At 70.5% G+C, this 25,535-nt stretch carries 21 protein-coding genes; 12 read left to right on the forward strand and 9 right to left on the reverse strand.

Annotated elements, in window-relative coordinates; all coding sequences use genetic code 11:
• The first annotated feature begins 42 nt into the window (after window positions 1–42).
• From AN215_RS22320 to AN215_RS22335, 4 genes are all read left to right on the forward strand, one after another.
• Window positions 43–1,032: a malate dehydrogenase gene (locus tag AN215_RS22320; protein WP_070011503.1), complete on the forward strand. Its 990-nt coding sequence runs from the start codon at window positions 43–45 to the stop codon at window positions 1,030–1,032.
• Window positions 1,033–1,319: 287 nt separating this feature from the next.
• On the forward strand, window positions 1,320–3,275 hold the full coding sequence (locus tag AN215_RS22325) for a hypothetical protein (RefSeq protein WP_070011502.1): 1,956 nt from the start codon (window positions 1,320–1,322) through the stop codon (window positions 3,273–3,275).
• Window positions 3,272–3,754 carry a hypothetical protein gene (locus tag AN215_RS22330; protein ID WP_139140775.1) on the forward strand — a complete coding sequence of 161 codons (483 nt, stop codon included), beginning with the start codon at window positions 3,272–3,274 and terminating at the stop codon, window positions 3,752–3,754. The genes AN215_RS22325 and AN215_RS22330 overlap by 4 nt, the downstream gene beginning before the upstream one ends.
• Window positions 3,755–3,776: 22 nt before the next feature.
• Window positions 3,777–4,589 (forward strand): hypothetical protein, encoded by an 813-nt coding sequence (locus tag AN215_RS22335; protein WP_070011501.1) that lies wholly within the window; start codon window positions 3,777–3,779, stop codon window positions 4,587–4,589.
• Window positions 4,590–4,686: 97 nt separating this feature from the next.
• Here the strand turns inward: AN215_RS22335 and AN215_RS22340 are convergent, their stop codons facing one another.
• Window positions 4,687–5,274 carry a Uma2 family endonuclease gene (locus tag AN215_RS22340; RefSeq protein WP_070011570.1) on the reverse strand — a complete coding sequence of 196 codons (588 nt, stop codon included), beginning with the start codon at window positions 5,272–5,274 and terminating at the stop codon, window positions 4,687–4,689.
• Between the two features lie 388 nt (window positions 5,275–5,662).
• Between AN215_RS22340 and AN215_RS22345 the strand changes: the two genes are divergently transcribed.
• From AN215_RS22345 to AN215_RS22365, 5 genes are all read left to right on the forward strand, one after another.
• Window positions 5,663–7,165, forward strand: a complete 1,503-nt coding sequence (locus tag AN215_RS22345) for an aldehyde dehydrogenase family protein (protein WP_070011500.1) — start codon at window positions 5,663–5,665, stop codon at window positions 7,163–7,165.
• Window positions 7,166–7,236: 71 nt separating this feature from the next.
• Window positions 7,237–8,850, forward strand: a complete 1,614-nt coding sequence (locus AN215_RS22350) for a GMC family oxidoreductase (protein WP_070011499.1) — start codon at window positions 7,237–7,239, stop codon at window positions 8,848–8,850.
• On the forward strand, window positions 8,850–9,953 hold the full coding sequence (locus tag AN215_RS22355) for a quaternary amine ABC transporter ATP-binding protein (protein ID WP_070011498.1): 1,104 nt from the start codon (window positions 8,850–8,852) through the stop codon (window positions 9,951–9,953). Before AN215_RS22350 ends, AN215_RS22355 begins: the two co-directional genes overlap by 1 nt.
• Before the next feature lie 70 nt (window positions 9,954–10,023).
• Window positions 10,024–12,069, forward strand: coding sequence for an ABC transporter permease (locus AN215_RS22360; RefSeq protein WP_070011497.1), 2,046 nt, complete (start codon window positions 10,024–10,026; stop codon window positions 12,067–12,069).
• A 66-nt stretch (window positions 12,070–12,135) separates the two neighbouring features.
• Window positions 12,136–13,095 (forward strand): ABC transporter substrate-binding protein, encoded by a 960-nt coding sequence (locus tag AN215_RS22365; protein ID WP_070011496.1) that lies wholly within the window; start codon window positions 12,136–12,138, stop codon window positions 13,093–13,095.
• A 152-nt stretch (window positions 13,096–13,247) separates the two neighbouring features.
• Here the strand turns inward: AN215_RS22365 and AN215_RS22370 are convergent, their stop codons facing one another.
• From AN215_RS22370 to AN215_RS22380, 3 genes are all read right to left on the reverse strand, one after another.
• Window positions 13,248–13,982: an isocitrate lyase/PEP mutase family protein gene (locus AN215_RS22370; protein ID WP_070011495.1), complete on the reverse strand. Its 735-nt coding sequence runs from the start codon at window positions 13,980–13,982 to the stop codon at window positions 13,248–13,250.
• A gap of 213 nt (window positions 13,983–14,195) precedes the next feature.
• Entirely contained in the window at window positions 14,196–15,560 is a 1,365-nt protein-coding gene (locus tag AN215_RS22375) for a metallophosphoesterase (protein ID WP_070011494.1), read from the reverse strand.
• 15 nt (window positions 15,561–15,575) lie between these two features.
• Entirely contained in the window at window positions 15,576–15,866 is a 291-nt protein-coding gene (locus AN215_RS22380; RefSeq protein WP_070011493.1) for an SCO4848 family membrane protein, read from the reverse strand.
• Between the two features lie 141 nt (window positions 15,867–16,007).
• Here AN215_RS22380 and AN215_RS22385 point away from each other — a divergent pair, with 141 nt between their 5' ends.
• Window positions 16,008–17,540: a D-alanyl-D-alanine carboxypeptidase family protein gene (locus tag AN215_RS22385; protein WP_070031234.1), complete on the forward strand. Its 1,533-nt coding sequence runs from the start codon at window positions 16,008–16,010 to the stop codon at window positions 17,538–17,540.
• Here the strand turns inward: AN215_RS22385 and AN215_RS22390 are convergent.
• From AN215_RS22390 to trpS, 3 genes are all read right to left on the reverse strand, one after another.
• Complete coding sequence (locus AN215_RS22390) at window positions 17,500–18,489, reverse strand: YihY/virulence factor BrkB family protein (RefSeq protein ID WP_070011491.1); 990 nt, start codon at window positions 18,487–18,489, stop codon at window positions 17,500–17,502. The genes AN215_RS22385 and AN215_RS22390 overlap by 41 nt on opposite strands.
• 140 nt (window positions 18,490–18,629) lie before the next feature.
• The gene (locus AN215_RS22395) at window positions 18,630–19,253 is read right to left on the reverse strand and encodes a 2'-5' RNA ligase family protein (RefSeq protein WP_070011569.1); all 624 of its coding nucleotides are present in this window, start codon (window positions 19,251–19,253) and stop codon (window positions 18,630–18,632) included.
• A 111-nt stretch (window positions 19,254–19,364) separates the two neighbouring features.
• Window positions 19,365–20,378, reverse strand: a complete 1,014-nt coding sequence (trpS, locus tag AN215_RS22400; protein WP_070011490.1) for a tryptophan--tRNA ligase — start codon at window positions 20,376–20,378, stop codon at window positions 19,365–19,367.
• Window positions 20,379–20,710: 332 nt separating this feature from the next.
• On the opposite strand from trpS, the gene rocD reads away from it, so the two are divergent.
• Window positions 20,711–21,916, forward strand: a complete 1,206-nt coding sequence (gene rocD / locus AN215_RS22405) for an ornithine--oxo-acid transaminase (RefSeq protein ID WP_070011489.1) — start codon at window positions 20,711–20,713, stop codon at window positions 21,914–21,916.
• A 102-nt stretch (window positions 21,917–22,018) separates the two neighbouring features.
• Here rocD and AN215_RS22410 read toward each other — a convergent pair whose 3' ends face one another.
• Window positions 22,019–23,341, reverse strand: coding sequence for an acyl-CoA thioesterase/bile acid-CoA:amino acid N-acyltransferase family protein (locus tag AN215_RS22410; protein ID WP_245694646.1), 1,323 nt, complete (start codon window positions 23,339–23,341; stop codon window positions 22,019–22,021).
• 92 nt (window positions 23,342–23,433) lie between these two features.
• On the opposite strand from AN215_RS22410, the gene AN215_RS22415 reads away from it, so the two are divergent.
• Complete coding sequence (locus AN215_RS22415) at window positions 23,434–24,357, forward strand: transglutaminase-like domain-containing protein (protein WP_070011568.1); 924 nt, start codon at window positions 23,434–23,436, stop codon at window positions 24,355–24,357.
• Window positions 24,358–24,435: 78 nt separating this feature from the next.
• Here AN215_RS22415 and AN215_RS22420 read toward each other — a convergent pair whose 3' ends face one another.
• The gene (locus tag AN215_RS22420; RefSeq protein ID WP_420856179.1) at window positions 24,436–25,386 is read right to left on the reverse strand and encodes a trypsin-like serine peptidase; all 951 of its coding nucleotides are present in this window, start codon (window positions 25,384–25,386) and stop codon (window positions 24,436–24,438) included.
• Window positions 25,387–25,535: the final 149 nt, after the last annotated feature.

The raw sequence follows: 25,535 nt of genomic DNA on the forward strand, positions 1-25,535 counted from the left end.
AACCCGCCAGGACTGCCACCGCCAGGTACTACGGAGACCGCCATGACCCGCACCCCTGTCAATGTCACCGTCACCGGAGCGGCCGGCCAGATCGGCTACGCGCTGCTCTTCCGTATCGCCTCCGGCCAGTTGCTGGGTGCAGACGTGCCCGTCAGGCTGCGGCTGCTGGAGATCACCCCTGCGCTGAAGGCGGCCGAGGGCACCGCGATGGAGCTCGACGACTGCGCCTTCCCGCTGCTGCAGGGCATCGACATCACCGACGACCCGAACGTCGCCTTCGACGGCACCAACGTGGGGCTCCTCGTCGGCGCGCGCCCGCGCACCAAGGGCATGGAGCGCGGCGACCTGCTGGAGGCCAACGGCGGCATCTTCAAGCCGCAGGGCAAGGCCGTCAACGACCACGCGGCGGACGACGTGAAGATCCTCGTCGTCGGCAACCCCGCGAACACCAACGCCCTCATCGCCCGGGCGGCCGCCCCGGACGTGCCCGCGGAGCGGTTCACCGCGATGACGCGCCTCGACCACAACCGTGCGCTCACGCAGCTCGCGAAGAAGACCGGCTCGCAGGTCTCCGACATCAAGAAGCTGACGATCTGGGGCAACCACTCGGCCACCCAGTACCCGGACATCTTCAACGCCGAGGTCGCGGGCAAGAACGCGGCCGAGACCGTGAACGACGAGAAGTGGCTGGCCGAGGAGTTCATCCCGACCGTCGCCAAGCGCGGCGCCGCCATCATCGAGGCCCGCGGGGCCTCTTCGGCCGCGTCCGCCGCCAACGCCGCCGTCGACCACGTCCACACGTGGGTCAACGGCACGCCTGCCGGCGACTGGACGTCGATGGGCATCCCCTCGGACGGCTCCTACGGCGTCCCCGAGGGCCTCATCTCGTCCTTCCCCGTCACCTGCGACGGCGGTACGTACAAGATCGTCCAGGGGCTGGAGATCAACGAGTTCTCGCGCCCCCGCATCGACGCGTCCGTCCAGGAGCTGTCGGAGGAGCGCGAAGCGGTCCGCGGCCTCGGTCTGCTCTGACGCCTGCGGCGGAACGGCGGCAGTCGCGTCGCCCTTGCCGCCGTCGCCTCGGAACGCACAATGCGTCGAACGGGCCCGTACGGTCCGGGAGTTCGCCTCCCGGCTCGGTACGGGCCCGTTCGCCTGTTCGCCCTTTCCGCGCACTCGGGACGATGACTCCGCGGCGTTCCCGAAGCGTTATCCACAGGGGTTTTCCTGCCGTGGTCGGGGCGCCGCTCCTCGGGTATGTTCAAGGTCAAATCCCTGAACGGACCTTGGGGAAACCGGGGCTACTCATGAGTTACTCAATGCGCACGCATGCTCACAGTGAGGCGACACGTCTGCTGTGCGCCGGTGCGCGGTTGAATGCCGGATTCCGTCAGCGCGTCATCGATGAGCTGGTCGGTCACGCCGAGCGGCCCGTCCCGCCTTCGCTGGGTGTCGACCTGCGTCCCGTGCTCGCACACGCGCTGCAGGCGCGGCGGCAGGAGGTCCGCACGGCGGTCGCGCTGCTGGCGGTGTGGACCGGCTTCTTCCTCGTCTCCGTACTCCTGGCGTGGGACACCCTGGACGACCAGTTCGGCGGCAACTTCGACCTCTCGCTCGACGAACTCCTCTCCCTGGCCCTGTTCCTGGGCGACGGCGCGTTCTCGTCGATGACGGACCAGCCCACCGCCTGGGTCCTCTTCTACGCCGGTGTCGTCCTCGCCCTGTGGGCCGGCCGCGCGATCTCCGGGCGCGAGACGCTGCTCTACGCGGGATCCAGGACCCCGCGCAGATCGCTGCGTTCCGCGATACGGCGCAGGCTGGGCACGGCCGTCACCTACGCCGCCCGCGCGCTCGCCGCGGTCTACTGGATCGCGGCCGTCGCCGGCATCCGCGACAACCCATACCCGGTGATCTTCCCGTTGCTGATGGTCGCCGTGGTCTGGCTGCACCGGATCAGGGTGACCTCCGTACTGCGGGAGCAGCTCAGCCGCGAGAACTTCGCCACGGCCCAGCAGCCCGAACTCCCCCACGCGGAGCGCTACCGGCGCATCGGCGAGGCCATCGACCTCGAACAGCACGCCCCGGCGACGCTGTACGACGCGAACCGTCCGTTCGTCGGTGCCGGCGTCCCGCACAAGCCCTGGTCCTTCGCGCTGGAGCTCCGCCGCAGGAAGGACGCGCCTCCCTTCGAACCGGCGGGCGGCGTGCCGCCGCAGGCGGTGCACGGAGCCGCGGCGGCGGGAGCCCCTCAAGTGCAGGCGCAGCTTGCGGAATTGGAGCACACGGAGCTGCAGCACGCAGAGTCGCAGCAGCCGGAGATGCCGCCGCTGCCGATGCCGTCGGGGCAGATCAATCCGATGCAGCCTCCGCATCCCGGCGGTACGCCGCAGATGGAGACGCCCGACGAGTATCCGCAGCACCCGCACCCGCATGCGCACCCGCTCGGGAACGCGCACGCCCAGCACCCCCCGGCGAACCACCTCTCCAGCCGTCACGTACTCGACATGATCACACCCCGGCTCGTGGCGCTGCGCGAGGCGACGGCGCGCACCAGCCGCGACAGCCTGCGCGGCCTGGAGATCGAGGAGTTCGTCTACCTGCCGTCCGGCGTGCGCCGCGACAGCGGTGTCTACGAGGCGGACAGCGTGCAGCAGCACCTCCTGGAGGCGGCCGACGACGGCGGGGAGGCCCGGCGGCACTTCCTCCGCGTCCGGATCGGCTCCTGGCAGGAGCAGGTGGTCGTCTCGCTGCTCGTCCGCGTCCACACGCAGGGCGGGATGCTGGTCCTGGAGGTCGTGCCCCACGTACTGGGGCCGGTCGCCGAGGAGTTCAGGGAGGTCGACTCGATCGTCGAACGCCATGCGGCCGGATCGTCCCGGGAAGGTGTGCTCGCCTTCCTCACGGCACCGGCGGCCACCGCCGCGGCCGGGATAGCCACGGCCCGCACGCTGCTCTCCGTCCTCCGCGTCTGGCTCAGCTCTCCGGAGTACGCCGCACCGGACGCGCCGCTGGTCTCCATCAGGGAGCTGGCGAGTGCGAACGAACTGTCGCTGTTCCAGGAGATGGACGTCAGCCGCTACATCAAGACCGTCCAGGACAGGATCGCCGGCGGTGTGCGGGACGCGCTGGAGCAGCGCGGCTTCCGCACGGACCGCTTCGAGCAGCAGATCGTGAACGTACGCGACGGCGGTGTCTACATCGAGGACATGAGCGGCGGCGCCGTGGCCACCGGCGAGCACGGTCAGGCGCAGCACGTGGAGAGGAGCCCGGCATGATGTCGCGGGGCGAGGACCGCTCCGGCGGTGCGCAGCCGGAGCCCGGGCAGGACCCGGGGCCGGGACCGCAGGCGGAGCCGGGCGTGCAGCCGGGCGGCGGCCCCCGCGAGTCCGGCGGCGGGGGAGGGCCGGTGAACATCGGCAGCATGTCGGGCGGCGCGATCGCCACCGGCGCGCACGGCCGGGCGGTTTCGTACAGCCACACCGCTCCGCCGCCGCAGACCGACGCGGCGACGCTGGCGCTCCTGGAGGCGGTGCGGGCGCTGCGCGCGGACATGCGCGTCCTGGCGGCCACCGACGAGACCGCCGCCGTCGACGGTGAACTGGGCGAGATCGAGGGCGAGATCACCCGCACCGGACGGGCCGGTGCGGGCCGTCTCGCCCCGCTCCGCGACCGGCTTCAGGCGGGTGCGAGTGCGGTCGGGATGCTCGCGTCGGCCACCGCGGTCGTACAGGCCGCCGCTCAGGTGCTGGGGTGAGAGACGTGAGGGGTGAGAGCCGGTGATCCGCTTCGACGCCGACCGGCAGCGCTGGGTCGACGACGACGCCGAGGCGTTGCACGCGCGGCAGCACACGGAGTCCGCGCGGCAGCAGCGGCACGTGGCCAAGGGCGTGTTGGCCGTGCTCGCGGTGTGCGGGCTCGCGTTCGGCACGTGGGCGCTCGGCTGGAAGGACGAGCCCGGGCCGCCCGACGGCCGTTCGCAGCCGTCGGCGGTGGTGCCGGACCCGGCGGCCACCTCGCGGCCCGACAGGAGCGCACCGGCGGGCGACGGCGAGGAGCCGGCCGACCGTGCCGGCCAGGATGAGGCGGCCCCGCCCAAGGGGTACGAGATCGCGGAGGACCCGGAGGGGTTCAGCATCGCCGTTCCCGAGGGGTGGCAGCGCCGCGTGGAGGACCGGGACGGCGCGCAGGCCGTCTTCTACGAGAAGCCAGGCGGGGCGAGTCAGCTCCAGGTCTTCTTCGTGGAGGACTCCGACCCGCACGAGTCGCTGGAGCTGGCGGAGGAGAACGCCCAGAAGAACGAGGGCTTCGAGCTCGACTCCCTCGACCGTCTCGACGGAGGCGACGGCCCGGCCGCTCGTCTCGAATACACCTACGACTCCGCTGAGCACGGCGGGACGAGGCGGGTCATCGACCACCGCTTCGAGGCCGAGGACGGCGAGCTGTACGCGGTCGTCGCGTACGGGCAGGAGGACGACAGCGCCTCGGAGGAGCAGAAGGAGCGGCTGGACACCGCGCTGACCTACTTCTGCCCGACCGGAGTGGACTGCGGGGACGCGAGCGGCGGCGGAGACGGGGACGACGGGCTCTGAGAGGCACCGTCACGGCCTGCAGGGGAGCCATGGCCAGCGGCGGGGTCCCGACGCCGCTGCCGCCGCACAGCAGATGCGGGGGAACGGTCTCGGCAACTCAGTCCCTGGGGAAGTCTCCCGTCTCCAGCTTCAGCCCGACGACCGTCCCGGTCAGGTCGAGCGTCTTGCCGAAGGCGACGGTCAGCTCGCTCTGATATTCACCCTTCTCGGGCTGTGTGAAGAGGTGGCACTCGCCGGCGTAGGGGTCGGCGATGAGAAACACGGGCACGTCGGCGAGGGCGTAAGCCCGCTTTTTCTTGCCGTAGTCGTTGGGGGCGGTGTCCTCCGAGATGACCTCGGCGACACATTCCACATCCTCGTGTCGCCAGCGGCCCCTCTCGTTCTTCTCGGCGTCCTCGGCGAGAGCCACCACGTCGGGAGCGAAGCCGTTCAGATGTCCGGGGAAGTCGAAGCGCACGTCCGACTTGATCCGGTTCCTGGGATACCTGGTACGCAGCTGATCGTAGAGAGCCGCGATGATTTCCCAGTGCGTGTCCCGTTGCGGCGACATGAAGACGGTCCCCTCGACGATCTCGGTCTTGTAGCCCTCGGGGACGGGCATCCGCTCCAGCCGCTCGAACAGGTCGTCCAAGCTCGGCACCTCGTGCTCGGCCATCTCGGTCCTGTCGGTCAGTGCGATGGTCATGACCCTGTGCTCCTCCCCGCTGCCGCGCCGTTCCACGCCTGCAGCCGCATTGTCCAACGATACGAACGGCGAGCAGGGCACGGCCTTGATCGCCGTGATCGCGGCCGTCAATACCGCCCGGTTCGCAAGGCGGCAGATCCGGCCAGGCCGTCACGCTCAAATCGTTATGAACGTCCGCACACGGCGCCAATCAGGCCCTTCGCTCCCCCCGTCGCACTTCGGCCAGTGAGGAACCCCACTTATCCGTGCCGGACGGACATGCAAACGCCAGGACGGGGCAGGGTTCGCTCTTGTCATGTGACCAGCGCATGGCCTTATTTCACCGTGATCGCGATGTGATTTTTTCGTGACACGATGCGTCATTACAGCTCGGAAGGCAGTACAGAAGGTGTCCGAAATCGAAAGCATTCACATCGACGGCAACTGGCGCGTGGCGCAGTCCGGCGGGACACGGGAGATTCTCGATCCCGCCGACGCCACCACGCTCGCCGTCGTCGCCGAGGGCGGTCTTGAGGACACCGATGCAGCCGTCGCCGCCGCGCGCCGCGCCTTCGACGAGGGCGAGTGGCCCCGTACCCCGGTGGCCGAGCGCGCCGCGCTGCTGCGGAGAGTCGCGGACCTGCTCCAGCGGGACCGCGAGGAGATCGGCCTCACGGAGTCGCGGGACGCGGGGAAGACCTGGGAAGAGGGCCGCGTAGACGTCGACGACGTCACCGCGGCCTTCCGCTACTTCGCCGACCTCGTCACCGGGGAGTCCGGCGGACGCGTCGTGGACGCCGGCGACCCGGACGTGCACAGCGTCGTCGTCCACGAACCCGTCGGCGTCTGCGCCATGATCACGCCGTGGAACTACCCGCTGCTGCAGGCGAGTTGGAAGGTCGCACCGGCACTGGCCGCCGGAAACACCTTCGTGATCAAGCCCAGTGAGATCACTCCCATGACCACCGTCCACCTGGTGAAGCTCCTCGCCGAGGCCGGCCTGCCCGCCGGCGTCGCGAACCTGGTGACGGGCGCCGGCGACCCCGTGGGCGCCCGCCTGTCCGAGCACCCCGACGTGGATCTGGTCTCCTTCACGGGCGGCCTCGTCTCCGGTACGAAGGTCGCCCAGGCCGCCGCCCCCGGCGTGAAGAAGGTGGCCCTGGAGCTGGGCGGCAAGAACCCGAACGTCGTCTTCGCCGACGCCTGCGCCACGGAGGAGGGCTTCGACACGGCCGTCGACCAGGCCCTCAACGCCGCCTTCATCCACAGTGGCCAGGTCTGCTCCGCCGGCGCCCGCCTCATCGTCGAGGAATCGGTGCGCGAGCGCTTCGTCACCGAGGTCGCCGCCCGCGCCCAGCGCATCCGGCTGGGCCGCGGCACCGAGGAGGGCGTCGAGTGCGGGCCGCTGGTCTCCGCGCAGCAGCTGGCGAAGACCGAGGCGTACGTCGCATCCGCGCTGGACGAGGGAGCGGTGCTGCGCAGCGGCGGCGAGCGGCCCGAGCCCTCCGACGTGCGTCCCGCCGACGGCTACTTCTACTCGCCCACGGTCCTCGACAACTGTCACCGGCGCATGAAGGTGATCCGGGAGGAGACCTTCGGGCCTATCCTCACCGTCGAGACCTTCCGGACCGAGGACGAAGCGGTGGCGCTGGCGAACGACACCGAGTACGGCCTCGCCGGTGGCGTCTTCTCCGCGGACACCGCTCGCGCCCGGCGCGTCGCGGCCCGTCTGCGGCACGGCACCGTGTGGATCAACGACTTCCACCCCTATCTGCCGCAGGCGGAGTGGGGTGGTTTCGGCAAGTCCGGCGTGGGCCGTGAGCTGGGGCCGCACGGGCTGGCCGAGTACCGCGAGACCAAGCACGTGTACGAGAACCTGCGTCCCGCACCGGTCCGCTGGTTCTCCGGCTGACGGAGCACTTGACCATGCCCTCGTCGACCCCTCCCCCCGCGACACGTGAACACAAGGAGCACAACACGGAAATGTCCAGCCACGACATATCCAGCTACGACTACGTCATAGTCGGCGGCGGTACGGCCGGGTCGGTGATCGCCTCACGGCTCACCGAGGACCCGGACGTCACCGTCGCCCTCATCGAGGGCGGACCGTCGGACATCGACCGTCCCGAGGTGCTCACGCTGCGCCGCTGGCTCGGTCTGCTCGGCGGTGAGCTCGACTACGACTACCCCACGACCGAGCAGCCCCGCGGCAACTCCCACATCCGGCACAGCCGCGCGAAGGTGCTCGGCGGCTGCTCGTCCCACAACACCCTGATCTCCTTCAAGCCGCTGCCGTCCGACTGGGACGAGTGGGAGGCCGGAGGTGCCAAGGGCTGGGGCGCCGCCGCGATGGACCCGTACTTCGGCAAGCTGCGCAACAACGTCGTGCCGGTCGGTGAGCAGGACCGCAACGACATCGCCCGCGACTTCATCGCGGCCGCCAAGGAGGCGCTGGACGTCCCCGAGGTCGAGGGCTTCAACAAGCGGCCGTTCCACGAGGGCGTCGGCTTCTTCGACCTCTCCTACCACCCGGAGAGCAACAAGCGCTCCTCCGCCTCCGTCGCCTACCTGCACCCCCACATCGAGGCCGGTGACCGCCCGAACCTCGACATCCTGCTGGAGACCTGGGCGTTCCGGCTCCAGCTGGAGGGCAGCAAGGCGACCGGCGTGCACGTACGCGGCAAGGACGGCGCCGAGCGGCTGATCCGGGCGGAGCACGAAGTGCTCGTCTGCGCGGGTGCTGTGGACACCCCGAGGCTGCTGATGCACTCCGGCATCGGGCCCAAGGGGGACCTGGAGGCGCTCGGCCTCCCCGTCGCACACGACCTGCCGGGTGTGGGGGAGAACCTGCTCGACCACCCCGAGTCGGTGATCGTCTGGGAGACGGACGGGCCCATCCCCGACAACTCCGCGATGGACTCCGACGCAGGGCTCTTCCTGCGCCGTGACCCGGAGTCGGCCGGACCCGACCTGATGTTCCACTTCTACCAGATCCCTTTCACCGACAATCCCGAGCGGCTCGGCTACGAACAGCCCCCGCACGGCGTGTCGTTGACGCCCAACATTCCCAAGCCCCGCAGCCGCGGGCGCCTTTACCTCACCTCGTCCGATCCGTCCGTCAAACCGGCCCTGGACTTCCGGTACTTCACGGACGAGGACGACTACGACGGCCGTACGCTCGTCGACGGCATCAAGGCCGCCCGCCAGGTCGCGCGAACGGAGCCCTTCGCGGGCTGGATCAAGCGCGAGGTCTGCCCCGGCCCGGACGTCACCTCCGACGCCGGCATCAGCGAGTACGCGCGCAAGGTGGCCCACACCGTCTACCACCCGGCCGGTACCTGCCGCATGGGCGCCGCAGACGACGCCCTCGCCGTCGTCGACCCCCGGCTGAGGGTCCGCGGCCTGCAGGGCATCCGCATCGCGGACGCCTCCGTCTTCCCCACCATGCCCGCGGTCAACCCGATGATCGGCGTGCTGATGGTCGGCGAGAAGGCCGCCGACCTCGTCCGCTCCGACCGCTCCGGCGGGTCCGACCCGTCCGCCACGACTGCTGATCCGACTGCGAATACGACTACGGCACCGGGAGGTGTTGCGTGATGTCCGAGACCCACGAGTCCGCCCCGGCCACTCCGGTGTTCTCCGTCCGCAATCTGTGGAAGGTCTTCGGCCCCAAGGCACATCGGGTGCCCGGCGACAAGGAACTCGCCGGGCTCTCCGCCGCCGAACTGACCAAGCGCACAGGCTGCACCGCCGCCGTCCGCGACGTCTCCTTCGACGTACGCAAGGGCGAGGTCTTCGTCGTCATGGGCCTCTCCGGCTCCGGCAAGTCGACGCTCGTCCGCTGCCTCACCCGCCTCATCGAACCGACCGCCGGCGTGCTGGAGATGGACGGCGAGGACGTACGGGCGATGGACAAGCACCGCCTGCGCGAGCTGCGCCGTCACCGCACCGCCATGGTCTTCCAGAACTTCGGCCTGCTGCCGCACCGCACGGTGACCGACAACGTCGCCTACGGCCTGGAGATCCAGGGGATGTCCAAGCAGGAACGCCGCGCCAAGGGCACCGAGATGGTGGAGAAGGTCGGCCTGGAGGGCCTGGGCGACCGCCGTCCCGTACAGCTCTCCGGCGGTCAGCAGCAGCGCGTCGGGCTGGCCCGCGCGCTCGCCGTCGACCCCGAAGTCCTGCTCTTCGACGAGCCGTTCAGCGCCCTCGACCCGCTGATCCGCCGGGACATGCAGGAGGAGGTCATCCGGCTGCACCGCGAGGAGGGCCGGACGATGATCTTCATCACGCACGACCTGTCCGAGGCGCTGCGGCTGGGCGACCGCATCCTGCTGATGCGCGACGGCGAGATCGTCCAGCTCGGCACGCCCGAGGAGATCGTCGCCAACCCCGCCGACGACTACGTGCGCGACTTCGTCCGCGACGTCCCGCGCGAGCAGGTCATATCCGTGCGCCGCGCCATGCGCCCCGCCGAGAAGGCCGACGGCGACAACGGTGCGGAACTCTCCCCGGACACGCTGGTCTCCGACGCGATCGAGGCCGTCGCCCGCAGCGGCGAGAACCTCCGCGTCGTGGACGACGGCCGGACGATAGGCGTCATCGACCATGCCTGCCTGCTCAACGTGGTCGCCGGTATCGACGGCGACGACGACGGAGAGGGCGACCCGGGCAAGGACAAGGAGGTGGCCGCCGTATGAGCATCCGCTTCGCAGCGCCCGCCGCACGGCAGGGCCGCTTCGGGGTCGACCCGGGGAAGGTGAGGCCGGCATGAGCACCCCCACCATTCCCGAGCAGGGCGAGCAGAAGACATCCGACGCCCCCTCGCCGCGGCAGCCGGACGGGCGGCCCGAGCAGCAGGCCCCTCCGAGCGGCCTGGCAGTGCTCGCCCGCAGTCCCAAGGTGCTCGCGGTGCTCGTCGCCGTCCTGGTCGTCGTCGTCAGCGCGGCGGTCGGCGGCTCCGGGGTCTGGCCGCAGGGCTGGACGATCGACATCAGGACGCCGCTGAACGACCTGGACGGCTGGCTGGTCGACAACCGCGAGAAGAGCCCGATCTTCCTCTACTTCCTGCTGCACATCAGCAACTCCGCCGAATCCTCGGTGGACGCCATCATCAGCCTCTTCGACGCGATGGGCTGGATCGGCGTCACCGTCGTCGGCACGCTGGTCGGATGGGCGGCTGGAGGCTCCGACCTCTCCCGCCGCGCCCTGCGCACCGGTGGCACGACGCTCGGGGTCTTCATCGCCTGCGGTGTGCTGAACATGTGGGCACCCACGATGGAGACGCTGGCCCTCATGACGGTGGCCGTCTTCGCCGCCGCAGTGCTGGGGCTGCTGCTCGGGCTCGGAGCGGGACTCTCGGACCGGTTCGAGAAGATCCTCCGTCCGGTCTTCGACACCATGCAGGTCATGCCCGCCTTCGCATATCTGCTGCCGTTGCTGCTGATGTTCGGCGTGGGCGTGCCGTCCGCGCTGATCGCGACCGTCATCTACGCGGCTCCGCCGATGGCCCGCCTCACCTCCCTCGGGCTGCGCAGCGCCGACCCGGCCGCGCTGGAGGCGTCGGCCTCACTCGGAGCGAGCCACTGGCAGCGGCTGTGGACAGCGCGGCTGCCGCTTGCGCGCAAGCAGATGATGCTGGGGCTCAATCAGGCCATCATGATGTGCCTGTCCATGGTCGTCCTCGCCTCCCTCATCGGTTCCGAGGGGCTGGGTGACGAGATCTACCAGGCGCTCGGGAGCCTCGACGTCGGCACCGCGCTCACCGCGGGCGTCGCCGTCGTGCTCATCGCGGTGCTGCTGGACCGTACGACCGCGGCGGCCGGGGAGCGGCTGGACGCCACCGTGACGGTGGGCGCGACCCGCCTCATGGCGCGGATCCGGATGGCCGTATGGGGTCTGGTGCTCGCCCTGATCGGTGTCTTCTCCGCCGTCGGCTCCTCCATCGGCGAGCGAGAGTGGCCGGACGTGTGGACGGTGGACGTCACGCGTCCGCTGCAGAGCGCCGTCGACTGGCTGACCGAGACGATCGGTTCCGGCATCCCCGTGCTGGGCGGAACGGTCGTCTGGGCCAAGGGCTTCACCGTCTACGTGCTCAACCCCCTGCGCTCGGGGCTGGAGACCACACCGTGGTGGGCCCTGGCGCTGCTGGTCGGCGTCATCGGCTGGATCGTCGGCACCTGGCGGGCCGCGCTGACCGGTGTGATCTGCCTCGGCCTGATCGGAATGATGGGCCTCTGGGAGAAGTCGATGGACACCTTCTCGCAGGTCATCGGCGGTCTGGTGCTGACCATGGTCATCGGCATCGTCCTCGGCATCCTCACGGCGCGGGTCGAACGCGTGGAGCGGATGCTGCGTCCGGTGCTCGACACGATGCAGACGATGCCGCAGTTCGTGTATCTGATCCCGGTGATCGCTCTCGTCGGCCTCAGCCGCAGCGCGGGCATCATCGCGGCGGTCATCTACGCCTGTCCGGCCGTCATCCGCATCACGGCGCAGGGGTTGCGTTACGTCGACCCCGCGGCGATGGAGGCGTCCCGTTCGCTCGGCGCCACCAGCAGGCAGCAACTCCTGGGCGTCCAGCTCCCGCTGGCTCGCAAGTCGCTGCTGGTCGGCGTCAACCAGGGTGTCGTGCTGGTGCTGTCGATGGTCGTCATCGCCGGTCTGATCGGCGGCGGCGCGCTCGGCTACGACGTCGTGCAGGGCCTCTCCAAGGGCGACCTCTCCCAGGGCCTGCCCGCGGGCATCGCCATCGTCTGCCTCGGCATCATGCTCGACCGGATCACGCAGCCCGCGGGAGAGCGCCCCCGTGACTAGGCACCCACACAACGCACCCCCCACCCCCGACGGAACCCACCCCGAGAAGAGAAAACAGGTCAAGACATGAAGAACAAGCAGATACGCAAGACGGTCGTCGCCGGAATCGGCATTCTCGGTGCGCTCTCCCTCAGCGCGTGCGGCGCCGCCGAGACCAACAGCGGCGGAGGCACGGACGACAAAGTCGTCCTCGCCGAACCTTCCTGGGTGGGCGCTCAGGCCAACGCCGCGGTCGTGAAGAAGCTCATGGAGGACGAGCTCGACGTCAAGGTCGAGGCCAAGCAGATGGACGAGCCCGTCGCCTTCGACGCGCTCGACAGCGGCAAGGCCGACGCGATCCTCGAGGACTGGCACGGCGTACCGAAGAAGGAGAAGAAGTACGTCGACGAGAAGAAGACCGTCGTCTCCGGCGGCGACCTCGGCGTCGTCGGGCACATCGGCTGGTTCGTGCCGAAGTACTACGCGGACAAGAATCCGGACGTCACGGACTACAAGAACCTCAACAAGTACGCCAAGGACTTCCGTACGTCCGAGAGCGGCGACAAGGGACACTTCATCGGTGCCGCCCCGTCGTACTCGCAGCACGACAAGGAACTGATCAAGAACTTCGACCTCGACTACAAGCACATCCCCAGCGGTGCCGAGGCGGCACAGCTGAAGGAGATCCAGCGGCTCTACGAGGCCAAGAAGCCGTTCCTCACCTACTGGTGGGAGCCGCAGTGGATGAACAACAAGATCGACATGGTCGAGGTCGAACTGCCGAAGCACACGCCTGGCTGCGAGGAGCCGGCTGCGAAGGCGAAGTGCGGCTACGAGACGAACCAGTTGGAGAAGTTCCTCAACGCGGACTTCGCGAAGAGCAACAGCGACGCCGCGAAGTTCATCAAGAACTTCAAGTGGACCACCAAGGACCAGAACGAGGTCGCGGGTGACATCGCCGGCAAGAAGATGAAGCCGGAGGACGCGGCCGAGAAGTGGATCAAGGCGAACAAGTCCACCTGGGAGAAGTGGCTCCCCAAGAAGTGACGCCGAGGCGCCTCCGCTGAGGCGCGGGCTTCACGCGGTACGGGGCCGGGGCACCGCACGGGTGCCCCGGCCCCGTCGCGTTCCCGGCCTCGGAGGCCCCGGCGATGCCGGGAGCCGGACAAGGCAGGGCAGGGCGGGCGCGCCCCGCGCGCTCATCCGCCCCGCAGCTCGCGCGCCAGCCTCTCCACCGCGGCCCCCGCGCGCTGCGCGAGCCCCCCGCCGAACGTGATGCGGGAGGCCCCCGCGGCACCCAGTTCACGTGGCGACGGACCGCCGTCCACCCGGGCCAACGCGTTGACCGGGACGTTCAACTCCCTTGCCAGCACGCCGATGTCCCCGCCCGTAGCCCCTATCGGATAGACGCACTCGGCCCCGGCCGCGACGTAGAGCCGCCCACGTACCAGAGCGTCAGCCATGGGCTGGGCGGACCCGCGCAGATACGTGTCGATGCGGGCGTTGACGAACAGCCGCCCGCCCGCGGCCTCGTGAACCGCTGTCAGGAAATCTGCCTGACGCCGCGGATCGACAAGCTCACCGCCTGCCGAGTCCTCCAGGTTGCAGCCGACGGCTCCGCTCTCCAGCAGCCGTTCGACGATCTCCTCCGGCCCCAGCCCGTAGCCCCGCTCGATGTCGGCGGTGACCGGCACGTCCACCGCCCGTACGATCCGGGCCACCGCGGCGAACATCTCGTCCGCCGGGGTGTGGCCGTCCTCGTACCCGAGCGATGCCGAGACCCCGTGGCTGGGCGTCGCGAGGGCCTCGAACCCCGCATCCGCGAAGATCCGCGCGCTCGCCGCGTCCCACGGCCCCGGCAGCACGAGGGGATCGCCGGCGGCGCGGCCGTGATGGAGCGACCGGAATCGCTCGACGCCCCCGCCGGCGGTCACCGCTCGCCCCGTTCCGCGGGAAACCCCGCCCGCCTCACACGGGTCGTCCTCTGGAAGCAGTCAGATGCCCTCGTCATGCTGCCCGACTCTACGAGCTGCCACCGACAGCCACTGCCGGACTTCTCCCGGAACACCGGGCCCTCGGCAAGTCGGGCAGCGCACGTCAGCTCAGCGCGTCAGGGCAGCGCGCCAGGGCGGCCCGTCAGGGCAGGATCACGCCTGCTTCGAGGCCAGCCGGACGACGGTGACGTCCGGGTCGGCGCCCACCCGGACCGGCGGTCCGAAGGCTCCGGCTCCACGGGTGACATAGAGCTGGGTGTCCCCGTACCGCTCCAGGCCGGCGACCGTCGGATTGGCGAGCGCCGCGAGGTACTGGCCGGGCCAGAGCTGGCCGCCGTGGGAGTGCCCGGACAGCTGGAGGTCCACGCCGTGATCGACCGCGTCGTGGATCTGCACGGGCTGGTGTGCGAGCAGCACCGAGGCGCGGGAGGTGTCGCGGTCACCCAGGGCCTTGCCGAAGTCCGGCCCCTCGCCGCTCTCCTCGCCCTGTACGTCGTTGACCCCCGCCAGGTCGAAGCCCGCAAGTTCCAGACGGGCGTTCTCCAGCGGATGCACGCCCAGCTCGCGTACGCGCTCCACCCATTCCGCCGCGTCCCCGAAGTACTCGTGGTTGCCGGTGACGAAGAACGTGCCGTGCCGCGACCGCAGCCGGCGCAGCGGCTCCGCCGCCGGTCCGATGTTCTCCACTGCTCCGTCGACGAGGTCGCCGACGATCGCGACCAGATCGGGCTGCGCGCTGTTGATCGTGCGCACGACGCGCTCGGCGTGCGAACGCCCCAGCACCGTCCCGAGATGGATGTCGCTGACGACCGCGATGCGGTAACCGTGCGCGGAGCGCGGCAACTTGGCCAGCGGCACGGTGACACGCTTGAGCGTGGGCCCGTTGAGCACGTTGTACGCGCCCGCCGCGACCGTTCCTCCCGCGGCGAGGGCCGCACCGGCCGCGACCGTACGGGCCACGAAGAGCCGCCGTGAGGCGACAGCCGGGTCTCCGGACCCGCCGGCCGGGCCTACGCCTGAATCCGCGCCGGACCCGCCGGCCGCACCCGCCGTCCCCGACCCGTCCTCCACATCCGCGGCCTTCGCCGCGGTCGCGGTCGCCGGGCCCCCGGACCGGCCGGGGCGCGCGTCGGCCGGAGCCGTCTGCGCCGGCGCCGCGTCAGGGGCCGGCCGCGCGGGGGCGCCCGCCGCTGCGGCCCGCCGCTCCAGGTACCGCCGCAGCAGCGGCCGTACGGCCTCGCCCACGGCCACGGCCATCAGCAGATAGAGCAGCAGCGCCATCCACATGTAGCCGGGCCACGCCAGCACCCGCTGCAGCCCGAAGGGCGCCTCGCTGCGCCCGACGACCAGGTTGACGATCATGAGCACGGGCAGCGCGAAGGCCAGCACCGTCCCCGTACGCCGCCACACGCTGCCGCGCGCGGACACGTCACGTACGAGACGCCGCCACAGATACCAGTGGGCGCACCCCATCAGTCCGAGCACCGTCAGCGCGATGATCAGGAAGACCACGGTCACGGCCCACCCTCCCCTTTACTCTCCGGGTCTGCCCCGGAGAGCCCTCAGCCCCCGGAATCCGATGATGCCGATCGCCGTGCCCAGCAGGAACGACACGATCGCGAGCAGCAGATGAACCCAAAAGTAACCGGTCGGCTCACCGGCGTCGTCGAAAGCAAGCCCGCTGCCGTCAGCCCAGAGGTTCCTGACGAAGGTGATCCACAGGAACCAGGACCAGACCCCGAAGGCGAGCAGGAACCAGGACACGCGACGGCTGAGAGTGAGCGGGCGGAGAGCGGAGGAACGTGTGCCCTGAGACTGACTCATGGGTCAAGTATGGCTATCGGCCCAATGAGGTAGCCCGGGAGGGGCCAACTGACCGGCCCCATGGGGGAGTGCGATGTCCACAAGTGTTCGAGAGGCATGTAATTTCGCCCTGTGCCGACTTCCTCACACCGCGCCGTTCGCATGTCTGCGACAGCCGCAGCCGCCCTGTCCCTAGCGCTCCTCGTCCCGGCATCGCTCGGGGGCACCGCGCACGCGGCGTCACCCGGCGCCGCACGCGCCGGTTCTCCCGCCGCCGCGACGGACGACGACGCCGACCCGCAGCCGCCGGACCGCATGTCGACCGTCGGCGGGAAGCTGCTCGGCTCACCCGGTACGCAGATGAAACCGAAGCCCGGACAGGATCCGCCAGGGCTCCCCGAGGATCTGACCGCACGCTCGTGGATCGTCTCCGACGCCGAGTCGGGTGAGGTGCTGGCCGCGCACAACGCGCACTGGAAGCTCCCCCCGGCCAGCACGCTGAAGATGCTCTTCGCGGACACCGTGCTGCCGAAGTTCCCACAGACGAAGACGCACAAGGTCAAGGCGTCCGACCTGGAAGGCATGGGCGAGGGCAGCAGCCTCGTCGGCGTGAAGGAGGACCAGACGTACAGCGTGCGCGACCTGTGGCGCGGCGTCTTCCTGCGCTCCGGGAACGACGCGGTGCACGTCCTCGCCGCCATGAACGGCGGCAAGGACAAGACAGTGCGCGAGATGAACGAGCAGGCCGCGAAGCTCCGCGCCGAGGACACCAACGTCGTCAGCCCAGACGGCTACGACAAGAAGGGCCAGGTCTCCTCCGCGTACGACCTGACGCTCTTCGCCCGCTCCGGGATGCAGAAGGCCGACTTCCGCGAGTACGCCTCGACGGCCCGCGCCCAGTTCCCCGGCGAGAAGAAGGAGGGCGAGAAGCGCGAGACGTACGAGATCCAGAACACCAACCGCCTGCTGACCGGCGACATCGGTCTCGACGCCTACCCGGGCATCGCCGGTGTGAAGAACGGCTCGACCTCGGAGGCGGGGGCGACCTTCACCGGCGTCGCACAGCGCGGCGACCGCGTGCTGCTGGTGACGACGATGCACCCCGACGGCCGGCAGGGCGGGCTCGAGGTCTACAAGGAGACCGCCAAGCTCTTCGACTGGGGCTTCAAGGCCGCGGAGAAGGTCCGGCCCGTCGGTGAACTCGTCGCGCCGGACGGGGCCGGTGCCTCCGGGAAGTCCGGCGACCGCGAGGACCGCGGCAAGGCCGCAGGGCAGACCGCCGGGGCCGACGGCGGCGAGGAGGACTCGGGCGGAGTCGGCGTCGCCATCGGCGTCACCGGAGGCTGCCTGGTGCTGGTGGCCGCGGTGGCCTACGCCGTGCACCGCAGGTGGCCGATCCCGGATCTGTCGAAGCTGCGGCGTCTTCCGTTCGGGCAGGGGCCGGCCCCTGACGCTTCCGGCACCCGTTCCGGAGCCGCGCCGGTGTCCGGGGCCGGAGCAGGCTCCACGCCGGTGTCCGGATCCGCGTCCGGGTCCGCGTCCGGGTCGGACTCAGGTTCCGCGTCGGCTTCCGGCTCCGTAGCCGGCTCCGGCTCCGGCTCGGCCGCCGGCGAGCCGGAGGCCGGGCCCGCGGACCGCCCCGGCCCGGACCCGGCTACGGGGTCGGACCGCGTGGGTGCTCGCGACCCCGACTGACGCTCTTTCCGTTCTCCACGTCGCCTGCGGGAGCGGCGCGTTCGGACTCCACGGGTTCGGGGGCGCCGCTCCCCAGCGCGTCGATCTCCTCGATCGGCTTCAGGGTGCGTTCCGTCGCCGTCCACGAGGCGCAGAAGAGCATCAGCTTCGCCATGAAACTGATCCAGAGCAGCAGCGCGATGGGCGTACCGAACGCCCCGTAGACGCTCTTCGCGGCGACCCCCTGCAGATAGCCGCCCAGCAGCAGCTTCAGCAGCTCGAAGCCGACGGCACCCATCGCACAGGCCAGGAGAGTCGCGCGGCGGGGCGGGCGTACGCCGGGCAGCACCGTCAGCGCGTACCACAGCAGCGCGAAGTCGGCCGCCAGGGCCGCGCCGTACCCGGCGGCGCTCAGCAGGACCGACCCGACGCCGTTCTCTCCGATCCCCACCCGTCCGGCCGCCCAGTTGACCGCCGACACGGCGAAGGCCGACCCGGCGAGGGAGAAGAGCCCGACCAGGCCGAGCCCGGCCAGCGCCCCGAGGTCCTTCAGCTTCAGCACGACCAGGTTGCCCGGGTCCTCCTCCAGGTCCCACAGGGCGCGCAGGCTCTCCCGGAGCGTGCCGACCCAGTTGACGCCGGTGACGACGAGGATCAGACCGGCGATGAGCCCGATGGTGCCGGCGTTGTCGGCCAGCGACTGCAGATCGAGCTCGCCGGAGATGCCCGGGACCTGGCGGTCGATCGTGTGCTGCACGGTCCGCATCCGTTCCGGCGTCAGCAGTGAGGCGCCGACGGCGGCGAAGACCGCGAACATGGGGAAGAGGGAGATGAAGCTGGTGAAGGTGACGGACGCCGCGTGCCGGGTCCATTTGTGCTCGTCCAGGTGCTGGTAGACCCGCCAGACGCGGGTCCGGAAGAACCATGCCGCCACGGGACCGATCACCGGCAGCTTCGTCAGCCAGTCCATGATCGGCGATTACCCGCTGCGGGGGCTCTCACCCCGCCCGCCGCGGGATGCACGCAGCGGACGTGGTTCATCCGGACCGTCCGCGCCGGGCGTCCGCGCAGGACCGCCCTCGCCGGGGGCGCCCCGCCGAGGGCCGCCGCTCAGTGCAGCGGAGCGAAGGAGTCCGCGCCGTCCTCCCGGACCGGGAAGGGCTGCGGCACCTGCCGGGGGACGCCGGAGACCGACAACGGTGTCTCCTCGCCCGACCCGAAGGTGAACTTCCGCTGGAGGCGCCACACCAGATCGGAGCCCTGCTCGTAGAGCGCGAAGCCCGTGGCCGTCCAGGACGCCTCGAATCCGGCCAGCTCCTCCTGCGCCCGGTCCATGGACTCCTCGGAGATCCCGTGCGCGACGGTGACGTGCGGGTGGTACGGAAAGGCGAGCTCACGCGCGACCGGGCCCTCCGGCGCACGCACCTGCTCCTGGAGCCAGGAGCAGGCCGCGGCACCCTCGACGAGCCGCACGAATACCACGGGGGAGAGGGGGCGGAAGGTGTCGGTGCCCGACAGACGCAGCCCGAACGGCCGCCCCGACGCGGCCACCTCCGCCAGATGCGCCTCGATCTCCGGACGGTCGGCCGGGTCGGCCTCCGTCGGCGGGAGCAGCGTGATGTGGGTGGGGATGCCGTGGGCCGCCGGGTCGCCGAAGCTCGCACGCCGCTGCTGGAGCAGGCTGCCGTGCGGTTCGGGAACGGCGATCGATACGCCGAGGGTGACGGTCCCCACCTCGTGCTCCTTCCTGCTCGACGGCCGGTTCACGGGCCGCTGTCCGGGGTTGTCTGCTGTGAGCTGCATGTCTGTCCGAGTCGAGTCGCTGCCGGCGGTGTCCGTCGTGTCTCAGTGCTTGCCGGGCAGCAGGCCCACCTTGTCGTAGGCCTGTGCGAGCGTCTCCGCCGCAACGGCCCTTGCCTTCTCCGCGCCCTTGGCGAGGAGCGAGTCCAGCGTCTCGGGGTCGTCCAGGTATTCCCGTGTGCGGGCGCGGAACGGGGCGGCCCAGTCACTCACGATCTCGGCGAGGTCGGTCTTCAGCGCACCGTAACCCTTGCCCGAGTACTTCTGCTCCACTTCCGCGATTGTGGAGTCCGTCAGCGTGGCGTGGATCGTGAGCAGATTGCTGATGCCCGGCTTGTTCTCCGGGTCGAAGCGGATCTCGGTGCCCGTGTCCGTCACCGCGCTCTTGATCTTCTTCGCCGAGGCCTTCGGGTCGTCCAGCAGGTCGATGATGCCCTTCGGCGACGACGCCGACTTGCTCATCTTGACCGTCGGGTCCTGCAGGTCGAAGATCTTCGCGGTCTCGCGCAGGATGTACGCCTCGGGGACGGTGAAGATCTTGCCGTAGCGGCCGTTGAACCGCTCCGCGAGGTTCCTCGTGAGCTCGATGTGCTGCCGCTGGTCCTCGCCGACGGGGACCTGGTTGGCCTGGTAGATCAGGATGTCCGCGACCTGCAGGATCGGGTACGTGAAGAGGCCGACCGACGTACGGTCGGCGCCCTGCCGCGCGGACTTGTCCTTGAACTGCGTCATCCGTGAGGCCTCGCCGAAGCCCGTCAGACACTCCATCAGCCAGCTCAGCTGGGTGTGTTCAGGCACGTGGCTCTGAACGAAGAGCGTGCAGCGGTCGGGGTCCAGACCGGTGGCCAGCAGCTGCGCCGCCGCGAGGCGGGTGTTCTCCTGCAGCTCCTTCGGGTCCTGCGGAAGCGTCAGCGCGTGCAGGTCGACGACCATGTAGAACGCGTCGTGGGTCTCCTGCAGGGCGACCCACTGGCGAACGGCGCCCAGGTAGTTGCCGATGTGGAACGAGCCCGATGTGGGCTGGATCCCGGAGAGTACGCGCGGACGGTCATTGGCCATGCGCCCATTGTCTCAGGTCCCCCGGCTCGGGCGTGCACAGACGGGCAGTGACCTGAGGCACCGTGTCGGCGGCGCGCGCCGCCCCCGCGCGGTGCCCGGGTCCGCGTGCGCCGGACGCGCCCCGTCCGCGCAGGCGGTGCTTCCGCGGGGACCGTCCCGCGGAAGCACCGCCTGCGTCCGGCCCGTCCCGTGAGAACCCCGCACCGACCGCAAAGTTTCTTCGCATCGCGGCGGGTGGACGATAGAAAGAGGCAGCCCTCCGCGATGCCACGGGAAGACGTCACCCGGCGGGAGGGCGCCGCGGGACCACACGAGACGAACGGAGACCCCGGATGTCCACCTCGGAAAGGCTGATCGCCGCCTCCGAAGCGCGCAGCGCCCACAATTACCACCCCCTGCCCGTCGTCGTCGCCGCCGCCGAAGGGGCCTGGGTGACGGATGCCGACGGGCGCCGCTACCTCGACATGCTCGCCGGCTACTCGGCGCTCAACTTCGGGCACCGCAACCAGCGGCTCATCGACGCGGCGAAGGCCCAGCTGGACCGGGTGACCCTCACCTCCCGCGCCTTCTACCACGACCGCTTCGGCGACTTCTGCGAGCAGCTCGCGGAGCTGTGCGGCATGGAGATGGTCCTGCCCATGAACACGGGCGCGGAAGCGGTCGAGACGGCGGTGAAGACGGCCCGGAAGTGGGGCTACCGCAGTAAGGGCGTGCCCGACGGGCAGGCGAAGATCATCGTCGCGGACAACAACTTCCACGGCCGTACGACGACGATCGTCTCCTTCTCGACCGACGCGGAGGCCCGTGCGGACTACGGCCCGTACACGCCGGGATTCGAGATCGTCCCCTTCGGAGACCTCGCCGCCCTCGATGCCGCCGTCGACGACAACACGGTCGCAGTGCTGATGGAGCCCATCCAGGGAGAGGCGGGCGTGCTGGTTCCGCCGTCGGGCTACCTGGCGGGCGTACGGGAGCTGACGCGCAGCCGCAACGTGCTCATGATCGCGGACGAGATCCAGTCCGGGCTGGGCCGGACCGGGGCGACCTTCGCGTGCGAGCACGAAGGCGTGCACCCCGACATGTACGTACTGGGCAAGGCACTGGGCGGCGGCGTCGTGCCGGTCTCCGCGGTCGTCTCCTCGCGGGACGTGCTGGGCGTCTTCAAGCCCGGTGAGCACGGATCGACCTTCGGCGGGAACCCGCTCGCCTGCGCCGTCGCGCTGGAGGTGATCGCGATGCTGCGCACCGGCGAGTACCAGCAGCGGGCGAAGGAGCTGGGCGAGCACCTCCATCACGAACTGGGCGTCTTCGTGGGCGGCGGTGCCGTACGGGAGGTGCGCGGGCGCGGCCTGTGGGCGGGCGTGGACATCGACCCGGCGCACGGCAGCGGCCGGGAGCTGTCGGAGAAGCTGATGGACCGCGGGGTGCTCGTCAAGGACACCCACGGCTCCACGATCCGCATCGCGCCGCCGCTGGTGGTGACGAAGGAGGACCTCGACTGGGGTCTGGAGCAGCTCGACGCCGTGCTGCGCGGCTGACACACCCGCCCGGGGCCGTGAGCCCCGGGCTCCGCGTCCCGTGCCCGAGGTGGCAGCCGGGCGGGCAGGTGACCGCCTGCCCGCCCGGTGCGTGCGTCCGCGCTACTTCTCCAGGAGCTTCAGCACACGTGCCCAGCCGTCCTTGCGGGCGGCCTGGTCGGAGCCGGAGGTGCTGACGATCTCCCCGTTCGCTCCGCCCTCCTGGCCGGGCTGGCCGTAGGGGAACCAGTTCACGTGGTGCCCGGCCTTCGGATGGGTGACCTGCTGGTGGCTCGCGCCCGATGCGTTGCGCTGTGCGGCGATGGCGCGGGCGGCCTCGGCGGAGCCCCACATCTTGTCGTTGCCGCCCGCGACCGCCAGAACCGTGCCGCGCACCTTGTCCAGCCGGATGGGTCCGGCTGGGAGCGGCCTGCCGTTCTCCGCCCACGCCGCACGGCCCGAAGCGCCTGCCAGATAGGGGCCGTTGACCTTGGCGGAGGGCGCGTAGGCGATGACGTCCCGGAACAGCGACGGATGACGCTGGCCGAGGAGCTGGGCGATCTCGCTGCCCCGCGAATTGCCCATCACCGCAAGCCGGTCCGGGTCCGCGCCCGGCTCCTTGCCCAATACGCGTGCGGCCCGGACGAAGTAGCTCGTGTCGATCATGTTGAGGGCGTCCGGACGGCCCGAGCCGTCACCGCAGCGGAAGTAGCACAGCGACAGCGCCGGATGGCCGCGCGAGGCCAGCAACGCCGCCGCGTACTCACCGGAGTTGCCGCCCTCGGAGCCGCCGAACACCAGGACCGGGGCACGGCGCCGCTCGCCCTTCGGCGGCGAGTACATCTCACCGTCCATGCGGTTCTTCGCGACCGTGAGCTTGCGGTGGCGCACGTCACCGGTCAGCCACTGGCGGGTGAGCGTGCGGTCGGCGAGGCGCTCGCCGTTCGCGCTGACGGTCAGGCGCAGCCGGTACGAGGACTTCTCGGCCGGTGTGGGCGGGTGGTAGGAGAAGGCGTCGCCGCTGCCGATCTTCTTCACGCCGCGGCCCGCCGTGGGCAGCATCGCGCCCAGCAGACCGGCGCTGTCCGCCTTCTCGTACGGCCGTCCGCCGCGCGGCGCCTGCTCGTCCAGGTCGATGCGGCCGCGCCCGTCGGCGGTGAAGTCGCCCTGTGCGCGCCAGGGTTGGCCGCTCCCGTCGACGCTGTGCGCGGCGACGGTGACGCGGTCGTGCGAACCGAGGCCGCTGACGCGCACCTTCACGTCCTGGTCGGCGAGGGCCACGGGGCGGTCGACGTGGATCGCCGCGCGGTCGCGGTCCCCGGCGGTACCCCCGGCCGGAGACCGGGGGCGCGCGTCGTCGCTGCCGCCGCTGCCCGAGCACGCGGCCGTCGCGGCCAGCATCAGGAGTGCGGCGAAGCCCGCTCGTGCTTTCGGTATACGTGCCACGCGGGGCACCCTACGCACGCCCGTCGGGATCGGCGGAACTGGTCATTCCTCCCGGCTGGAAATCCGGGATGAAATCCGCCACCCTGTCGCGCATGCTGCCCGCAGAGCGTCACTTCTATTTAACTCAGAGCGTCCACAGTGATCCGGGTATGGCCGGCAGGCTCGCGGAGCTGCCCGACGGTCCCGACGAACTGGCCCTTCTTGTACGGCACTTGCTCATCCACCGCGAGGAGGCGGGCCGGTTCGGCTGTGCCCTGCCCGAGTCGCGCTACCGCTCCGAAGCCGAAACCCGCTACATAGGCGACATCCTGGACATCGTCGTGCAGCTGCACGACGCCCCCCTGACCGCTCCCCGCCGTCCCCTCGACCGGTTCGCCGGCACCTGCCGGGACTTCGCGCTGCTGCACTGTGCGCTGCTGCGCCACACGGGAACCCCCGCCCGTATCCGCTGCGGCTACGCCACCTACTTCGCCGAGGGCTTCCACGACGACCACTGGCTCACCGAGTACGCACACCCCGAGCGGGGCTGGGTGCTCAGCGATCCGCAGATGGTGCCGGACGTGCGCATCGAGTCCCCGTACGACCTGGACTTCGACCCGCTCGACGTGCCCCGCGACCGCTTCCTCGTGGCGGGCGAGGGCTGGCTCCGCATCCGCAGGGGCGAGGCCGACCCGAAGACGTTCGGGGTCAGCGTGCTGGGGCTCATGGGCATGTGGATGGTGCGCGCGAACGTCGTCCGCGACCTGGCCGCGCTCAACCGGGCAGAGGTGCTGCCCTGGGACTCCTGGGGCGTCGGCGACGGCGGACGGGACGGCCAGAACGAGGCCGGCGAGGAGGCTCTGGCGGTGCTCGACGAGGCGGCCCGCGCCACGGTCACCGCCGACTTCGACGAGGTGCGCGCGCTCTACCGGGACACCCCGGGCCTGCGGGTGCCGGAGACGGTGACCTCGTACCAGTCGTACGACGGCGAGTGCGAGGTGCGTCTGCGCGGCGACCCGCAGGCCGGGGAGGCCTGACGGCGGCGTCGCGGTGGCCCGTGCCGGGGCGGTGCCGGTGCCGGTCGTGACGCCGCCGGCACCGGTGCCGCCCGGCGGTCAGCCCGCCTGCGCCGTCTCGTACAGCTTCTTCGCGTCCTCCCCGAAGTACGGGCCGAACATCGTGTCGGGCAGGAAGGTGTAGCCGAAGCTGTTCACAGAGGCCTGCAGGCCCTTGCCCGACGCCTCGTCGAACTCCGTGAACCACGGGCCGCCGCTGGAGCCGCCCGTCATGTTGCACGAGAGGCCGTGGTCCTTGGTGAGCAGGAAGTCCTGGAAGGACGTACCGCTGCAGTAGATCAGCTTCTCGCCGTCGTACGGATCGGCTGCGGGGAAGCCGAAGGCGTACATGGTGGTGTTGTAGTCGGCGTTGAAGGACAGGCCCTGGCCGCCGACGACGTCGGTCAGCTTCTTGCCGTCCAGCGGGCCGACCACGGCGGCGCCGATGTCGAAGTTCATGTCCTCGCTGGCCTCCCACTGCGCGGTGGTCAGCGTCTTGGACGCAGGCCACTTGCCGTGCGGGGCCTCTCCGTCGTGATATCCGGGCACGAAGACCCAGTCGGTGTGCCAGCCGCCCTGGTACTTCACGCAGTGCCCGGCCGTCATGACCGTGCTGCCGTTGTCGCTGGTGACGGCGTTGCCGGAGCAGGACGCGTCGCGGTCGCCCATCTTGAAGAAGACCCGGCCGGAGGTCTTCACGACGTCGCCGCCGCCCGACCACGGGCCACCCGGTTCGGGCAGCGCCTTCGTGACGGCGTCCGTGGCCTCCGACGGGAGGACCTTCGACTTCTCGCCCTGCGGCACTGCCTTGCCGGCTCGTTCGACCGCGCGGGAGCCGATGTCGAGAAGGTCCTCGACCGGTGTGGCCTCCCGCATCCGCTCGGCCGTCCACTGGCCGGCGGCACGGTCCTGCGCTGCCTCGGATATCGCCGAACCCGGCACTGTGTCACCGGAGTCGGCGGTTGCGGGGGTGGTCTGCAGCGCGAGGCCGAGGAGGGCGCCCACGGCCATCAGGGCGCCGGCGCCCCGGCGCATACGTCTTGTGCCTCTCACGCGTACTCCTTCTGCTGGGATGTTGCAGACGAGTGGTGCGGAATGACGTGCTTGTAGCGTGGTGCGTCGATAGCGTGCCCCGAATCCGCCCCCGTCGAACGGGAGTC

It is taken from the genome of Streptomyces abyssalis, assembly GCF_001751365.1.
GTDB lineage: Bacteria > Actinomycetota > Actinomycetes > Streptomycetales > Streptomycetaceae > Streptomyces > Streptomyces abyssalis.

Excerpts from the sequence above, each read along its gene's own strand:
- rocD (WP_070011489.1), top strand. The coding sequence starts at position 20,711 with ATGTCCACCTCGGAAAGGCTGATCGCCGCCTCCGAAGCGCGCAGCGCC.
- AN215_RS22385 (WP_070031234.1), top strand. The coding sequence starts at position 16,008 with ATGTCTGCGACAGCCGCAGCCGCCCTGTCCCTAGCGCTCCTCGTCCCG.
- trpS (WP_070011490.1), bottom strand. The coding sequence starts at position 20,378 with ATGGCCAATGACCGTCCGCGCGTACTCTCCGGGATCCAGCCCACATCG.
- AN215_RS22360 (WP_070011497.1), top strand. The coding sequence starts at position 10,024 with ATGAGCACCCCCACCATTCCCGAGCAGGGCGAGCAGAAGACATCCGAC.
- AN215_RS22330 (WP_139140775.1), top strand. The coding sequence starts at position 3,272 with ATGATGTCGCGGGGCGAGGACCGCTCCGGCGGTGCGCAGCCGGAGCCC.
- AN215_RS22320 (WP_070011503.1), top strand. The coding sequence starts at position 43 with ATGACCCGCACCCCTGTCAATGTCACCGTCACCGGAGCGGCCGGCCAG.
- AN215_RS22340 (WP_070011570.1), bottom strand. The coding sequence starts at position 5,274 with ATGACCATCGCACTGACCGACAGGACCGAGATGGCCGAGCACGAGGTG.
- AN215_RS22365 (WP_070011496.1), top strand. The coding sequence starts at position 12,136 with ATGAAGAACAAGCAGATACGCAAGACGGTCGTCGCCGGAATCGGCATT.
- AN215_RS22350 (WP_070011499.1), top strand. The coding sequence starts at position 7,237 with ATGTCCAGCCACGACATATCCAGCTACGACTACGTCATAGTCGGCGGC.
- AN215_RS22415 (WP_070011568.1), top strand. The coding sequence starts at position 23,434 with ATGCTGCCCGCAGAGCGTCACTTCTATTTAACTCAGAGCGTCCACAGT.
- AN215_RS22325 (WP_070011502.1), top strand. The coding sequence starts at position 1,320 with ATGCGCACGCATGCTCACAGTGAGGCGACACGTCTGCTGTGCGCCGGT.
- AN215_RS22420 (WP_420856179.1), bottom strand. The coding sequence starts at position 25,386 with ATGGCCGTGGGCGCCCTCCTCGGCCTCGCGCTGCAGACCACCCCCGCA.
- AN215_RS22380 (WP_070011493.1), bottom strand. The coding sequence starts at position 15,866 with ATGAGTCAGTCTCAGGGCACACGTTCCTCCGCTCTCCGCCCGCTCACT.
- AN215_RS22390 (WP_070011491.1), bottom strand. The coding sequence starts at position 18,489 with ATGGACTGGCTGACGAAGCTGCCGGTGATCGGTCCCGTGGCGGCATGG.
- AN215_RS22355 (WP_070011498.1), top strand. The coding sequence starts at position 8,850 with ATGTCCGAGACCCACGAGTCCGCCCCGGCCACTCCGGTGTTCTCCGTC.